Here is a 14,711-nt window from a genome sequence, read left to right as displayed (position 1 = left end):
TTCTAGAGATTTAATGACTTTTTTAAAAGATTTATAGATCTATTCTGATATCTATAGACGAGCTCCTATTTTGAAATATGCCATACAAACCAATAAAACACGACAATCCCTCTTGAATAACCGCAATATATAATTGGTGCTCCCATCAAAATACCCGAAACAGCATTATCGATATGTTATTTGATTCGACAGAAAAAATATGGTGAATATCTCTTACCTTTCAATAATACATACATTTATTTACAGCCTCATTTATCACTCATTATCACGTTAATCTAATGATATCTTTTCTACGATACAATCATGTGTAATCTAAACTAATAAAACAACAAATTCACCTTATAGTGATGAAGCTTTCTGCACCACTCCATAAAAACATTTTAAGATTATAGTCATAAAAGAAGTTTTGGCATAAATAAGGAGATTTTCAGTAATAATGTTCGGTTAAACTTAAATGGAAACTCGTGAAAATTGTAAAATCAAAGAGAAAACTGATTTCCCAAATAAATTCTGCGTACATCAACGTTGTTGATAATATCATTAGGACAACCGTGAACTAACACCTTACCTGTGTGAATAATATAAGCGCGGTCGACAAGTCCTAATGTCTCACGCACATTATGATCCGTTATTAAAACACCAATGCCACGCCTCGTTAAATGACGAATAAGTTGTTGAATATCGAAAATAGCGATAGGATCAATTCCTGCAAATGGTTCATCAAGTAACATAAAATTGGGACGAGACGCTAAAGCGCGCGCAATTTCAAGTCGCCGACGCTCACCCCCAGATAAAGAAAGTGCAGGCATTTTACGTAAATGATCAATTTTAAATTCATGTAATAGGCTATCTAACTCTTCACGTTGTTTAAGGCGATCTTTTTCAACGACCTCTAAAACAGCTTTAATATTATTTTCTACTGAAAGGCCACGAAAAATAGAGGCCTCCTGCGGAAGATATCCAATACCTAAACGTGCACGTCGATACATCGGAAAATGTGTAATATCAAATCCATCAATCTTAATGGAGCCTCCATCAGATTTTATGAGCCCCATAACCATATAAAAACAAGTTGTTTTACCTGCCCCATTAGGCCCTAAAATACCAACAGCTTCTCCTGTACGAATGCCAAAAGAAACACCATTAACAGTTCGTCTTCCTCTATAAACTTTAACTAAATGACTGGCAATCAAGGTCCCCTTTAAGCGCTTTTTTGAAGCTTCACTTGCAAGGTCATACCTATCTGTCTGTTTTTTTCTTTTGATTCCAAACATGAAATCTTAATGGCCATTCTTTTGATTTTGTTTAAAAATAATAGAAACACGGCCTTTTTTCTCAGGCGTCTCACAACCTTCTAAAAAAGCCTTTCCGCTTTCCATATTTGCCGTTAGTTTGCACCCCGTTGCCACATTATCACCATCAGTTAACACAACATGCTTCCCAGTCAAACTCATCATTTTTGACTTTCCATCAAAAACGCCTTTATCACCTGTAGCAATTTGCGTAGCAATTTTTATATAGACCTTTCCTAAAGCTTCCATTTTTTTTATGCTTGACGAACCCAATAAAGAAACAGGTGATGCCTTTGTATATTCTTTGTTTCTATCCGTTTTTTTATAGGCTTTATCGTAGTAAACAACTAATTTTGCCGTTCGTAAAAGACGTTCACCTTGTACTACTGAAACATCACCCTGAAAAAGCGCTATCCCCTCTTTATCACGTATTTCTAAAGAATCTGCATAAAGTTCTACCGGTTCTTTGTCATTTGATAGACTTATTCCAAAATGAGTCCCTTCAGCATATCCTAAAACCATCCCTCCTTCTAACATTCCCATGCTAAAAGCTAATGCCATACCTATCCATCTTTTGTATGATCTCATGATTTCAATTCTTCATGTTTATATATACACATACTTTTCTTTACAAATATCCACTTTAAAGATTCGTATTGATATTTCGTCATTGCTTTTGCAGCACTAAATGCACACCACCATGAAAATACATGTTTTTTCCTTTTTCTCGAATTTGCAAAGCATTTGCTGCAAGATGCAAACCTGCTCGCTGAATATTAACACGTTGATCTGTTTTTAACTGCCCCTCAGATAAATTAATACTAGCGGATATAAATTGTGCCATCATCCCATCATTTGTTGTAACAGTGAATGGCTTATCCAACTGTAAAAAACCATTAATGTTATCATAAACTCCCCCTTGTGCTGCGAGAAAAACCTGTCTTTGTTGGCCCATAAACGCTTTAGCCGTAATGTTTTGCAACCTAATTATTCCAGAGTGTGTATGATCTTGAAATGCCTTTTCTGCTTTAAGCCAATAAGGTTCATGAGCACGCGTATACCCTTCTAATTTTGGATTGAGTATCGTCAAATTCATCACTTCACTCTCTTCGCTATTCAAAGGCATAGAATTAGAAGTAACAGGAACTGAGAAAAACGTAAACCAGCAAAAAACCAACGCTGAAACCAACGCTAAGAAAGGTAAAAAAATTTTTAATATGCTAATGCGACGCGAATGACGGGAAGCTTTTTTAAAAACATCTCCAAAAGATGATCGCGTGGAAAAGACTTCATAAGGTTTGTGTACGAACATATTCTCCTAATCTCTTAAATGTTCCGCATTTTTAATCTGTATAACCTTTATAAGAGGTATTTTAAAATTTTGTTTCTTGCAATTTGTTTTTTCTTTGTTTTATTTTGCTTTTATCCGCTTATATATTGTAATATGCATGGAGTGCACAATTATAAAAAAGTTTTTTGTGTGAAAGTGAGGCTATTGTGGTTAAATCAGAGCTTGTGCAAATTATTGCTCGTCATAACCCACATCTTTTTCAAAGAGATGTGGAAAATATTGTGAACGCTATTTTTGAGGAAATTTCAACAGCACTTGCAAATGGCAATCGCGTTGAACTTCGTGGATTTGGAGCTTTTTCTGTAAAGAGCCGTTCAGCTCGTAATGGACGTAATCCACGAACAGGTGAAGCCGTTACTGTTGATGAAAAGTGGATTCCCTTTTTTAAAACTGGCAAGGATTTACGTGACCGTCTTAATCAATGAGAAACTTATGATTATTAAACGTATTCTTCTAACAAGTATCAGTGTGATTCTCGCTGCGTTTTTGATTGTTTTTATCGTAGCTAATCGTCAAATGGTTCCGTTAAACCTTGATCCTTTTCGAGCAAATTCTGAAAGTTTTACTTATCATGCTCCCCTCTTTATATGGCTCTTTATTTTCTTTGGTTTTGGTATCTTATTAGGAAATTTGATCCGTTGGTTTTCCTATCACAAATGTAAAAAAGCTCTCAAAAAAAGTAAAGCCGAGATAGAGAAATTGAAAACGACTATATCAAATCTGGTATAATGGTATTTTAATGAAATCTTTTTCTCTCTGTATTTTATATTAATACGGAGTTTAAAAGTGCTCTTTTTCTTTATTTTATACATGTTTTAATTGACTTTAGCTTTTTTGCACTTTTACGAAACATTTAAGAGCTTTATAATATATTTTTATACCTCATATACCGTGATACAAAACATGCCCCCACAATGCTTTCAATCCTCCCATAATAATAGATATCCGCAGGAAAAGCTGCCCCTTATTTTAGAAACGGGTATAAGCGAAAACTATGCTCTCATTGATTCTGGTCATGGACAAAAATTAGAACGTTATGGAGCTTACCGCATTATTCGACCAGAAGGTCAAGCACTATGGAAACCCGCTTTATCACAGAAACAATGGGCTGATGTGGACGCTATTTTCACGGGAAATCGTGATGAAGAAGGGGTTGGTCGTTGGCATTTTCCTAAAAAGCCACTTAATGAGACATGGCCACTTTCTTGGAATGGACTGTCTTTTCTAGGCCGTTTTACTTCTTTTCGTCATGTGGGAGTTTTTCCTGAACAAGATGCCCATTGGCGCTCTATGGAAGAACAAATTGTTAAAGCCGAACGCCCTATAAAATTGTTGAATCTTTTTGGCTATACAGGTATTGCCTCTTTGATTGGAGCACGAGCGGGTGCGAATGTTACCCATGTTGATGCTTCTAAAAAAGCCATTGCGTGGGCAAAAGCTAATCAAGAAAGAGCAGGATTACCAGATCATTCTATTCGCTGGATTTGCGATGATGCTATGAAATTTGTCGAGCGTGAACTGCGTCGTAAGAAAAGCTATGATATGATTCTCCTTGATCCCCCTGCTTATGGGCGTGGACCCCATGGTGAAGTTTGGCAACTGTTTGATCATTTACCAGATATGATCACAAATTGTCGTAAACTTCTCTCTGATAAACCGCTCTCTGTTGTGCTTACAGCTTACTCTATTCGTGCTTCCTTCTTTGCACTTCATGCTTTAATGCGTGATGCATTTGTAAATCTTGGTGGTAAGGTCGAATCAGGAGAACTTATTTTGCGTGAAGAAGTTGCAGGACGCGCTCTTTCTACTTCCCTTTTTAGCCGTTGGATTGCTTGAATATGTTTAGACCTAAAACTGGCAAAGTGAAAGAAATTACTTCTCTTAGCAACCCCATTATAAAAGATCTTAAAGCGCTCAGCCAAAAGAAAAATCGTAATAAAGAAGGTCTTTTCATGGCAGAGGGATTGAAGTTGGTCATTGATGCTCTCGATCTCGGCTGGACAATACAGACGCTTATTTTTTCTAAAAGCAAAATCGGTAATGCTGCTATCGAAAATATTGCTGCACGCGTTGTAGCCAATGGTGGTTTTGTGATTAAAGCTTCACAAAAGGTTATGGAATCACTTACCCGACGCGATAATCCACAAACAGTTATTGGTATTTTTAAACAAAAATGGCAACCTCTTGAAATGATAACTGAACAGACTAAAGATGTTTATATCGCGCTTGATCGTGTGCGTGATCCTGGAAATCTTGGTACCATTATCCGAACTGCCGATGCCGTAGGTGCTAAAGGTGTTATTTTAATTGGCGAAACAACAGACCCTTTCTCGCCTGAAACAGTTCGTGCAACTATGGGATCAATTTTCTCTATACCGCTTTATCGTTTTGATGAAAGCGCCTTTTTAAACTGGTCTGCTCACTTTAAAGGCATGATCGTTGGCACGCATCTTAAAGGATCTCTGGATTATCGGACACTTGATTTCAAAAATGGTCCTGTTATCCTTTTAATGGGAAATGAAAAACAGGGATTATCAGATATTCTTACAAGGCGGTGTAATAAACTCGCGCGTATTCCACAAAGTGGACGTGCTGATTCGCTTAATCTAGCAGTAGCAACAGCTGTTATGCTTTATGAAATCCGTCGCCCTTATTTAATACTGGAACCATGTGAGGAAAAACATGATTCGTAAATCACTCCCTTTTCTTCTCTTGGGCTTGGCTTTTACAGTAGTACTTGATCAAGCTGTCAAATACTGGATTATGCACAATATGCCTTTAGGAACAGAAATTTCGCTTATTCCTTTTCTTTCCCTTTATCATGTGCGCAATTCTGGCATTGCATTTTCATTTTTTTCTTCCTTTTCTCACTGGGGAATCATCGCCATCACGATCATTGTGATTATCTTTCTTCTATGGTTATGGAAAAATACTGAATATAATAAATCTTTTATGCGCTTTGGTCTTATCCTTATTATTGGGGGAGCAATCGGCAATCTTATTGATCGTATTCGCTTTCATCATGTCACTGATTATATCCTTTTTCATATTGATGATATCTTTCATTTTGCTATTTTCAACCTTGCAGATAGTTTTATCACTCTTGGTGTTATTGCCATCCTTATTGAAGAATTGCGTACTTGGATGAAGGCAAAACGTCATTCCAACAGCACATCTTCTCATTGATATGTTCAGCGCCTTAAAAACCAGAGGTTATTAATCATCACAAGTCTGATTACAAATTGATTTTTCTCAATCAATTCTTGTTTCTAATAATTTCATGTGTTTCTTTTCATGGAATTATAAGACCTTACTTTCACTTGATCTTTATATACTTGATCCGTGTAAAAGGAATGAACTCAAATAGAAACCAATAATTTTTTATTCATATGTCCTATATCCCATTCTGAGAGGAAATATTTTACAGCATTTAAATTCTGTTCATTTGCTTAAAACAATTGCTTTTCATATGTTTTTTAGTTTTTACAGGCGTCATTTTTACAGTGTTTTTCTTAAGCGCTTCGTGTAAAAACACCCCTCTTTTATTTATATTGCTTAATAAGCAATATCCTTTAACTATTTTCAATGTTTTATTGATAATACAACATATTGATATATAATGATAGTTTACCATTTTGTATATTGAATGAGAACCCTAAATTTCTTTTATTTCGAACTTTCGCATGTTGAATTAATTAAAACCATGTCTTTTACACACCAATCTTGCTTGTGTGGAGCAAGCAAATAAATAACCTTGATTGATTTAATATAAGAAAATTTTTCATCAGAGAATCTTACGATATTCGGAGAAGAATTTAGCATACAAAACGATAATTTATTATTATATATCAGTTTTTATATAAAAAGATTCAATTCAATAGGTCTTCTAACCGTATAGAGCAGATGCAATATTGTAAGTTGAAAAACAGTGCAACGACACTTGCCTCTCTCTTCATCAAAGCAAAAACCGTTGATACCTTAAAGAGAATTATATTACACAATTTCTATGAACAGTAAAAAAATTTTAAGTATAGTCTTTTTATCTTGCAAAAATATGGCAAAAAATGGAAATATTATTTAATCAAAATAAACTATTTCCTTACCAATTTGTAAGGTTCCTTCTTCAGATAAATCTCTTGTAATTTTTAAATAAATCTCCATAATAAGAGCAGATATGCTGGAATTCCGCCAGTGATTCTTAGGGTTTTTGTGTTAGCCAATTTAAGGCTTATACGAAGTGTGTATCTGTAATGACAGAGGTACTTTTAAACCCCAATATCTGACGGAACATATGCTAAAGGATTTTATATTATGGCTAATTTTAAAAATTTACGTTCGGCGCCTGCTTCTCATGCCGATGCATCAATTGATCTGGGATTGCGCGACTATATGTTGGGTGTCTACAATACAATGGCCATTGGTTTGCTTATTACAGCTGCTGCCGCTTATGCAATTGTATCATTAGCAACGACAACAGATATGAGTCAAGCAGCAGCTCAAATCAATAGCAGTGTTTATTTAACATCTTTTGGAGTAACATTTTATACATCACCATTCTCTTATATTGTTATGTTTGCACCACTCATAGCGGTCTTATTTCTCAGTTTTAAAATTAATACACTGAGCACAAATGCTGCTCGTAGCCTCTTTTTTGGTTATGCTGCTCTGGTTGGTCTTTCACTATCTTCAATCGTTTTGCGTTATACGACAGAAAGTATTGTACAAACCTTTGTTATTTCCGCTGCAACTTTTGGAGCTCTTTCACTTTATGGATACACAACAAAGCGTGATCTTACAGCAATCGGTTCATTCTTATTTATGGGATTGATTGGTTTGTTACTTTCTATGATTGTGAACATTTTTCTTGGATCAAGTGCTTTGCAATTTGCTATCTCCGTTATTGGTGTTTTTATCTTTGCTGGTTTAACAGCTTACGATACTCAAAACATTAAGTTGATGTATTACGAAGGAGATGAAGGTGACACAAGAGGACGTAAAGTTATTATGGGTGCATTGAATCTTTATCTTGATTTCATCAATATGTTTGTCTTCTTGCTACAATTTCTTGGTTCAAACCGTGATTGATTTTAAAAGATCATCGCTTAATGGAAGAACCTTGTTTCCAAAAGAAACAAGGTTCTTTTGTTTTTAGTGTAAGTTTTTACCCTTTGCCTCTTAGAGATTATATTCTTTTCGCAAAATGACAAAAATACCTTACAAGCAAAAGTTTCCTTGGTTTACTGGTTTTATCCAACAAAAGCTCCATAATTCTCTTTTAAAGGCAATCTATAGCCGCTCTCATCATCAACCAAACATCATCAAGCCAAATGATAATTATGATCTAACCGTTGCTTCCTATAATGTGCATAAATGTGTAGGTATTGATAAAATTTTTAATCCTACACGTATTGTACGTGTTATTAATGAATTACAAGTTGATATCCTTGCTCTTCAAGAAGCAGATAAACGTTTTGGAGAGCGCGTTGGCTTGATTAATCTTCAGCTATTAAAAGCTGAAACTGGCTTGATTCCTGTGCCTCTCAATACCATGTCACCTCATGGTCATGGTTGGCATGGGAACGCTCTTTTTTTGCGAAAGGGATATGTACGTGAAACTTTACAAGTCACTCTTCCTGGTATTGAACCACGTGGGGCTGTAATTGTAGAATTGGAAATGCAAGCAGGCCCTATTCGTATTATTGCGGCTCATTTTGGCTTATTACGTTATTCTCGTAAACAACAAACAAAAATGCTCCTTGCAATTTTGCAAAAAGGCTCCCTTATGCCTACACTCCTCATTGGAGATTTTAATGAATGGCGGATAGGAAAAGGCTCATCTTTGAACCATTTTTCTCCCTATTTTGATAACACACTTGAAGTTGTGCCAAGCTTTCCTTCGCGTTTTCCTCTTTTAGCCCTTGATCGCGTTTTTGCTTTTCCCCATCAATTGGTAACAAATATTGAAAATCATCATTCACCACTTGCACGTATTGCCTCAGATCATTTGCCTATAAAAGCCTACCTTAATCTTGCCAACGCCATGAACGTTCTTGAACATAAAAGAAATAAAAAAAGTTAATGTGCCTCATCCCAATTTTGAGCTGTCATGACTTTTACTTCAAGGGGTACAGATAAAGATAAAACCGGCATTGTAGCATTTTCCATAACATTTTTAACAACGTCCATGGTTTTTTTACTCTCTTCTTTTGGTACTTCAAAAATCAGTTCATCATGTACTTGCAGCAACATTTTTGCTGATAGATTTTCTCCTTTTAAAACATCTTCCATCTGTATCATAGCGCGGCGAATAATATCTGCAGCAGAGCCTTGAATCGGGGCATTAATAGCTGCCCGTTCATTAAGGGAACGAATTTTTACATTCTTTGCTTTTATTTCTGGATAATGGATACGACGTCCAAAAATTGTTTCTACATAACCATTTTCACGTGCAAAGTTTTTTGTCTTTTCCATATAATCTTTAATTCCTGGAAACCTTTCAAAATACAATTGAATATAACGACCCGCTTCTTGGCGTGAAATTCCTAATTGATTGGCTAAGCCAAAAGCTGAAATACCATAAATGATACCAAAATTAATCGCTTTTGCACGCCGTCGTATATCTGAATGCATTCCCTCTATTGCAACGCCAAACATTTGTGACGCCGTTATAGCGTGAATATCGTGTCCTTTAGCAAAAGCTTCTTTTAATGCTTTTATATCCGCAATATGTGCAAGAATGCGTAATTCAATCTGACTATAATCAGCAGAAAGCAACACGTGCCCTTTGGGAGCAATAAAAGCTGTTCGAATTTTACGTCCTTCAGCAGTTCGTACTGGAATATTTTGCAAATTTGGCTCTGATGATGACAATCGCCCTGTTGATGTTATTGCCAAAGAATAATTCGTATGAACACGCCCTGTTTTTGGTAAAATATAAGAAGGCAAAGCATCGGCATAGGTAGATTTTAGCTTTGCAAGTTGACGCCACTCAATAATTTTACGCGGTAATAGATGACCTTCAGCAGACAACTCTTCTAAGGTCTGTGCAGAAGTTGACCATTGTCCACCCTTGGTTTTAGCACCTCCAGGTAATCCCATTTTGCTAAAAAGGATATCCCCCAATTGCTTTGGCGAAGCAAGATTAAACTTTTCACCAGCTTGTTTGTAAATTTCCTCTTCTAGAATCAAAGTAGCTTGCGCCAATTCTCCTGAAAGGCGCAATAAAATCTGCCTATCAACAAGAATCCCACGTTCTTCCATTCTTGCAAGAACTTCTACGAGTGGTCGATCAAGGCGATCATAAATTTTTGCCATTTTTTGAGCAACAAGTTGCGGTTTCAAAACTTGCCAAAGGCGTAGCGTTATATCGGCATCTTCCGCCGCATAAAGGGTAGCTTGTTTTAAATCTACTTGTGCAAAAGAAGTAATTTTTTTTCCTTTATGCGTTAAATCCTTATAGGCAATTGGTTTATGTCCAAGCCAACGTTCAGACAAATCATCCATATTATGGGTTAAAGTTCCAGCATCAAAAGCATATGACAAAAGCATAGTGTCATCAAAAGAACGTATAACAATGTCGTATTGCTTCATCACCAACCAATCATATTTTATATTCTGACCAATTTTTAACACCGCTGAATCTTCTAATAGCGGTTTTAATAGTGCCAAAGCTTTTTGGATCTCAATCTGCGAGGCAATACGCCCATCCCTTAAAAGGTCCTCTTTTTCCTCAAAATGTTCAAGTGGTATATAGGCTGCTTTTCCTGGTTGTAATGCGAGTGAAAAACCAACAAGCTTTGCTTGCATCGGATCAAGAGAGGTTGTTTCAGTATCAAAAGCAAAAAAGCCCTGTTCTTGTGCTTGCCATAACCATTCTTTTAAAGTTTCCTCCTCAAGAATCGTTGTGTAAGTATCTCTTGTAATTTTTTGAGACAGTGCTTGATCTTTACGTTTTTGTGCAAAAACTTGTGGAGAATTTTCAGAAAAATTATGAAAAGATGCACGTTCAGTATTTTTTATATCTAAATCATGTCCATAGCTTAGTTTTTCCCATTCAACATCTATATCAAGTGCATCAATAACAGCTGCATCGCATGACGTTGCCTCTGCCACGCGACGCGTTAATGTTGAAAATTCCATCGCTTTCAAAAAAGCAATTAAACGCGGACCATTTTGTGGCTCCAAAATAAAATCATCTAAATCACTGTCTATAGGGACATCTGTTTTAAGCCTAACAAGCTCACGAGACATTTTAACTTGTTCTCTATAAGCTTGAATGTTTTCACGCCGTTTTGTTTGTTTAATTTCTGTTACGCGTTGCAATAAAAGATCAAGAGAACCAAATTCATTTAACAACTGGGCTGCAGTTTTGGGACCAATGCCTGGAATACCCGGTATATTATCCGTTGAATCTCCAATCAAAGCTTGTAAATCAATCATTTTTTCAGGTGTAACACCCCATTTTTCTATAACTTCTGAAATACCTATATGCTTGTCTTTCATTCCATCATACAAGGACACATGCGTATTTACGAGTTGCATAAGATCCTTATCAGAAGAGATAATGGTTGTCTTTGCCCCAACCTTCGTTGCCAATTTTGCATAAGTAGCAATTAAATCATCCGCTTCAAAACCTTCCTTTTCAATACAAGGCAAATTAAAAGCTTTTGTTGCTTGGCGTATCAGAGAAAATTGAGGAATTAGATCTTCAGGAGGTTCAGCGCGATTCGCTTTATATTGAGGATAAATTTGTTTCCGAAAAGTATCAGATGAATAATCAAAAATAACAGCAAAATGTGTTGGAATAATACCCATAGCTGTATTACGAGCATCACAAAGTAATTTCCATAACATATTACAAAAACCAGCTACCGCTCCTACAGGGAGTCCATCCTTTTTACGTCTTAAAGGCGGCAAAGCATAGTAAGCACGAAAAATGTAGCCTGATCCGTCAACCAACAAAAGATGATCTGTTGCTTTCATGATAATTTTATTTCTCCATTTCAGCTAAAAAACAAATTACCTGTATATATTTTTTTCATTTTTATTTTATTTTTTTACTTTGCCTCTAAAAAGCCATTTTTTCTTTCCATAAGACATGAAGTCGTTGCACTTATATTAAGTACCTAGAGCTTTTCTTTGCTGTTACAGGATTAATAGCTTTCATTTTGCTCCTCCTATGATAGCTGAGGTACAATGTAACGACAAGGTCGTTGTGGTGTTCCCCTCCCCACAACGACCGTTTTTTTTGGTATCCATATTTTATATTTTTAACCTTAAATAGCTTGTTTAGAGAAAAGATAAGAATATTATTCATAAACTTTGAAGTTATTCCACAGAGCTTTTTCACCCATTTTATTGATAAAATCAGCATGCAATCTTTTTTCTTGCGCACTCAATCTTGAAGGTAAAGCCTGTGGGCGAAATTTAACTGCATAAGGCATATCTTTGTCACTTTGAGTATGTTCATCAACACTCTTTCTGTTATCAAAACCCAATATGCCCTGCTTTCCACCAATCAATTCAATATAAACATCGGCCAAAATCTCTGCATCAAGTAAAGCACCATGAAGAACACGATGGCTGTTATCAATTCCAAAACGTTTGCATAAAATATCAAGAGAATTAGGACCCATAGGGAATTTACGCCGTGCCATAGCCAATGTATCAAGAATATTATCAACACTGATGAGCGGCTTATTGACGCGTTTTAATTCTGCATTAATAAAACCAATATCAAAACTCGCATTATGCGCAATCATTATAGCGCCATTAATAAATTCCAAAAATTCATCAACAATATCACTAAAACTTTTCTCGTTTTTTAGGCGTTCATTGGTTAATCCGTGAATTGCTACAACTTCATCAGGAATAATAACGCCTTCAGGGTTTAAATAAACATGAAATTGGCGCCCTGTAAGATAACGATCAACCATTTCTACACAACCAATTTCGATTATGCGATCTTTCTCTTTATCTAAACCTGTTGTTTCTGTATCAAAAATAATTTCACGCATGATTTTAATTCTTTAGCAATTTTTTTATCACATCAAAAACCTGTTGACGGGTATTTTCTAAATCTTTCCCTGTATCAATAATAAAATCAGCACGTTCTCGTTTTTTTTCATCTGGCATTTGTTGGGCATTGATAAAGGCAAATTTTTTCTCATTCATACCTTGGCGAATCATTACACGTTCTTTTTGTATTTCTGGTGGAGCAGAAACAACAATAACGCTATCTACACGATTTTCACCATTTGTTTCAAACAGAAGTGGAATATCAAGAATAACTAATTTTTCCCCTTGTTTGCGCGCTGTATCAATAAATTCTTTTTCTTTTTCTTGCACCAAAGGATGAATTATTTTTTCTAATGTTTGTAATTTTTCCTTATCATCAATCAAAATTTCAGAAAGTTTCAAACGGTTAACTTCATCGTTTTCAACAACACTAGGAAAAATACGCTCTATGAGTGACAAAACTGGCTCACTTTTATAGAGTTGTTGTACCGCCTCATCAGCACTAAAAACAGAAATACCCGCTTGTCTGAAAAAATCAGCAACTGTTGATTTTCCCATAGCTATTGATCCGGTTAATCCTATAATTTTCATTCTCTTTCTTCACTCATATCCTCTAAAATGGCTGTCCTTAACGCTTTTGTTACCTGTGGTTTTATTCCAAACCACCGTTCAAATCCTATAACAGCCTGATGTAGAAGCATCCCAAGCCCATCAACCGTTTTGAGATCACAAGCCTTTGCCTGTTGTAAAAAAGGAGTTATCAATGGTGTATAAACAATATCTGTTACTAATGCCGTTGTTTTTGCTTTATGAAAATCACAAAAAAAAGAATCACTTTTTTCTTCTGGACTTTTTATGCCTATAGAGGTTGTATTAACAATCAAATCAGCTTGATGAAGTATTTCATGGATTTTATGCCAATCGTAAACTTTAATGATCTTTCCAAAATGCTGAGCTAAATTATCAGCGCGTTGTTTTGTACGGTTAATTAAATAAATTTGTTCAAATCCGCGTTTTTTTAAAGCATATAGGATAGCGCGTGCAGCGCCCCCAGCCCCAAAAACAAGAGCTGTTTCCCCTCCCCAATCAGATGCAAAATCATCAAGATTAGCGCTAAAACCATAGGCATCGCTATTCGTGGCACAAAGCTTATCTCCTTCATACCAAAGTGTATTAGCAGCACCAATCATTGTTGCTCTCTCATCTTTATAATCTGCTAAACGAAAGGCTTCTTGTTTATGAGGCAAAGTAACATTTCCTCCACAAAAGCCCATTTTTTGTAAAGAAACAATAAAATGACTAAATTCTTCGGATGTTACTTCCTGTGCAAGGTATTCTCCTTGTAAACTATATTGTTTAAGCCAAAAATTGTGAATTCTTGGCGATTTTGAATGATGAATAGGAGAACCAACAACAAAAGCACGCGGATAATTTGTCTTTTTTATTATTAAGTTAACCATCAATAATTCCTAAGTGGCGCAATTTTATGAGTAGAGGCAGCAAAGGTAAACCAACAATGGTAAAAAAATCTCCTTCAATTTTTTCAAAGAGATGAATCCCTTCTCCTTCAATTTGATATACTCCTACGCTGTTTAGAACATCTTTTCCTACGCGTGCTAAATAACGTTCAATAAATTCTAACGAGAGTAAACGTACAGACATATGTGCACTAAAAGCTTCAACCCAAATTTTTTGACCATTTTTAAATAAAGCTACCGCACTATGAAGAGAATGGGTTTTTCCTGATAACTCACATAAACGTTGATGTGCTTCCTTAATATTTCTTGCTTTATGAAAAACTTTACCTTCCAAATCAAGAACTTGATCACAACCAATAACGAAAGCATCAGGAAAACGATCTGAAACATTTTTTGCTTTTGCACTTGCAAGAAAACAGCTAAGTTCTTTAGGTGTTTTTTCTTTTGTTGTTTTTTCTACTTCTCTCTCATCAAAAGAAGCGCCTTCAATTAAAAAATTTAAACCTGCCTTTTTCAACAACTGTGCACGATAAAAACTAAGAGATGCTAATATTAACGTATCTGCGTCCATGA

The 14,711-nt window shown here is 35.7% G+C and carries 15 protein-coding genes; 7 read left to right on the top strand and 8 right to left on the bottom strand.

The features are described from left to right. Nucleotides 1-479: 479 nt before the first annotated feature. From lptB to lptC, 3 genes are all read right to left on the bottom strand, one after another. Complete coding sequence (lptB, locus tag ACFIM1_RS00580) at nt 480-1,274, bottom strand: LPS export ABC transporter ATP-binding protein (protein ID WP_375607915.1); 795 nt, start codon at nt 1,272-1,274, stop codon at nt 480-482. A gap of 6 nt (nt 1,275-1,280) precedes the next feature. After that, nucleotides 1,281-1,853, bottom strand: a complete 573-nt coding sequence (locus ACFIM1_RS00575; RefSeq protein ID WP_375607914.1) for an LptA/OstA family protein — start codon at nt 1,851-1,853, stop codon at nt 1,281-1,283. Nucleotides 1,854-1,959: 106 nt separating this feature from the next. Beyond that, entirely contained in the window at nt 1,960-2,604 is a 645-nt protein-coding gene (gene lptC / locus ACFIM1_RS00570) for an LPS export ABC transporter periplasmic protein LptC (protein WP_375607913.1), read from the bottom strand. A 185-nt stretch (nt 2,605-2,789) separates the two neighbouring features. Between lptC and ihfB the strand changes: the two genes are divergently transcribed. The 7 genes from ihfB (at nt 2,790) to ACFIM1_RS00535 (ending at nt 8,722) form a co-directional block, all read left to right on the top strand. Beyond that, on the top strand, nt 2,790-3,068 hold the full coding sequence (gene ihfB / locus ACFIM1_RS00565) for an integration host factor subunit beta (RefSeq protein ID WP_375607912.1): 279 nt from the start codon (nt 2,790-2,792) through the stop codon (nt 3,066-3,068). A gap of 7 nt (nt 3,069-3,075) precedes the next feature. After that, nucleotides 3,076-3,372, top strand: coding sequence for a lipopolysaccharide assembly protein LapA domain-containing protein (locus ACFIM1_RS00560; protein ID WP_375607911.1), 297 nt, complete (start codon nt 3,076-3,078; stop codon nt 3,370-3,372). A 174-nt stretch (nt 3,373-3,546) separates the two neighbouring features. Then, entirely contained in the window at nt 3,547-4,479 is a 933-nt protein-coding gene (locus ACFIM1_RS00555) for a class I SAM-dependent methyltransferase (RefSeq protein ID WP_375606105.1), read from the top strand. Nucleotides 4,480-4,481: 2 nt separating this feature from the next. Further along, nucleotides 4,482-5,336 (top strand): TrmH family RNA methyltransferase, encoded by an 855-nt coding sequence (locus ACFIM1_RS00550; RefSeq protein WP_375606104.1) that lies wholly within the window; start codon nt 4,482-4,484, stop codon nt 5,334-5,336. Beyond that, nucleotides 5,326-5,829, top strand: coding sequence for a signal peptidase II (lspA, locus tag ACFIM1_RS00545; RefSeq protein WP_375608994.1), 504 nt, complete (start codon nt 5,326-5,328; stop codon nt 5,827-5,829). Before ACFIM1_RS00550 ends, lspA begins: the two co-directional genes overlap by 11 nt. 1,125 nt (nt 5,830-6,954) lie before the next feature. After that, nucleotides 6,955-7,728 carry a Bax inhibitor-1/YccA family protein gene (locus ACFIM1_RS00540; RefSeq protein ID WP_375606102.1) on the top strand — a complete coding sequence of 258 codons (774 nt, stop codon included), beginning with the start codon at nt 6,955-6,957 and terminating at the stop codon, nt 7,726-7,728. A gap of 115 nt (nt 7,729-7,843) precedes the next feature. Beyond that, nucleotides 7,844-8,722 (top strand): endonuclease/exonuclease/phosphatase family protein, encoded by an 879-nt coding sequence (locus ACFIM1_RS00535; RefSeq protein ID WP_375608995.1) that lies wholly within the window; start codon nt 7,844-7,846, stop codon nt 8,720-8,722. Here the strand turns inward: ACFIM1_RS00535 and polA are convergent. The 5 genes from polA to ACFIM1_RS00510 form a co-directional block, all read right to left on the bottom strand. Beyond that, on the bottom strand, nt 8,719-11,625 hold the full coding sequence (polA, locus tag ACFIM1_RS00530; RefSeq protein WP_375608996.1) for a DNA polymerase I: 2,907 nt from the start codon (nt 11,623-11,625) through the stop codon (nt 8,719-8,721). The two genes, ACFIM1_RS00535 and polA, sit on opposite strands and share 4 nt — an antisense overlap. A gap of 326 nt (nt 11,626-11,951) precedes the next feature. Next, nucleotides 11,952-12,659, bottom strand: coding sequence for a DNA polymerase III subunit epsilon (gene dnaQ / locus ACFIM1_RS00525; RefSeq protein WP_375608997.1), 708 nt, complete (start codon nt 12,657-12,659; stop codon nt 11,952-11,954). A 4-nt stretch (nt 12,660-12,663) separates the two neighbouring features. Further along, on the bottom strand, nt 12,664-13,251 hold the full coding sequence (gene coaE / locus ACFIM1_RS00520) for a dephospho-CoA kinase (RefSeq protein ID WP_375608998.1): 588 nt from the start codon (nt 13,249-13,251) through the stop codon (nt 12,664-12,666). Next, nucleotides 13,248-14,120 (bottom strand): shikimate dehydrogenase, encoded by an 873-nt coding sequence (locus ACFIM1_RS00515; protein WP_375606097.1) that lies wholly within the window; start codon nt 14,118-14,120, stop codon nt 13,248-13,250. The genes coaE and ACFIM1_RS00515 overlap by 4 nt, the downstream gene beginning before the upstream one ends. Further along, on the bottom strand, nt 14,113-14,709 hold the full coding sequence (locus tag ACFIM1_RS00510; protein ID WP_375606096.1) for a Maf family nucleotide pyrophosphatase: 597 nt from the start codon (nt 14,707-14,709) through the stop codon (nt 14,113-14,115). Before ACFIM1_RS00510 ends, ACFIM1_RS00515 begins: the two co-directional genes overlap by 8 nt. Nucleotides 14,710-14,711: the final 2 nt, after the last annotated feature.

It is taken from the genome of Bartonella sp. AC158YNML, assembly GCF_042196725.1.
Classification (GTDB): Bacteria; Pseudomonadota; Alphaproteobacteria; order Rhizobiales; family Rhizobiaceae; genus Bartonella.
This window is presented reverse-complemented; position numbering and strand designations above follow the sequence as displayed.

Bases quoted from the DNA above. Each gene is read 5' to 3' on its own strand.
- lspA (WP_375608994.1), top strand. From the start codon at position 5,326: ATGATTCGTAAATCACTCCCTTTTCTTCTCTTGGGCTTGGCTTTTACA.
- ACFIM1_RS00560 (WP_375607911.1), top strand. From the start codon at position 3,076: ATGATTATTAAACGTATTCTTCTAACAAGTATCAGTGTGATTCTCGCT.
- lptB (WP_375607915.1), bottom strand. From the start codon at position 1,274: ATGTTTGGAATCAAAAGAAAAAAACAGACAGATAGGTATGACCTTGCA.
- ACFIM1_RS00535 (WP_375608995.1), top strand. From the start codon at position 7,844: ATGACAAAAATACCTTACAAGCAAAAGTTTCCTTGGTTTACTGGTTTT.
- lptC (WP_375607913.1), bottom strand. From the start codon at position 2,604: ATGTTCGTACACAAACCTTATGAAGTCTTTTCCACGCGATCATCTTTT.
- ACFIM1_RS00550 (WP_375606104.1), top strand. From the start codon at position 4,482: ATGTTTAGACCTAAAACTGGCAAAGTGAAAGAAATTACTTCTCTTAGC.
- ACFIM1_RS00540 (WP_375606102.1), top strand. From the start codon at position 6,955: ATGGCTAATTTTAAAAATTTACGTTCGGCGCCTGCTTCTCATGCCGAT.
- coaE (WP_375608998.1), bottom strand. From the start codon at position 13,251: ATGAAAATTATAGGATTAACCGGATCAATAGCTATGGGAAAATCAACA.
- ACFIM1_RS00515 (WP_375606097.1), bottom strand. From the start codon at position 14,120: ATGGTTAACTTAATAATAAAAAAGACAAATTATCCGCGTGCTTTTGTT.
- ACFIM1_RS00555 (WP_375606105.1), top strand. From the start codon at position 3,547: ATGCCCCCACAATGCTTTCAATCCTCCCATAATAATAGATATCCGCAG.
- ACFIM1_RS00575 (WP_375607914.1), bottom strand. From the start codon at position 1,853: ATGGCATTAGCTTTTAGCATGGGAATGTTAGAAGGAGGGATGGTTTTA.
- dnaQ (WP_375608997.1), bottom strand. From the start codon at position 12,659: ATGCGTGAAATTATTTTTGATACAGAAACAACAGGTTTAGATAAAGAG.
- ACFIM1_RS00510 (WP_375606096.1), bottom strand. From the start codon at position 14,709: ATGGACGCAGATACGTTAATATTAGCATCTCTTAGTTTTTATCGTGCA.
- polA (WP_375608996.1), bottom strand. From the start codon at position 11,625: ATGAAAGCAACAGATCATCTTTTGTTGGTTGACGGATCAGGCTACATT.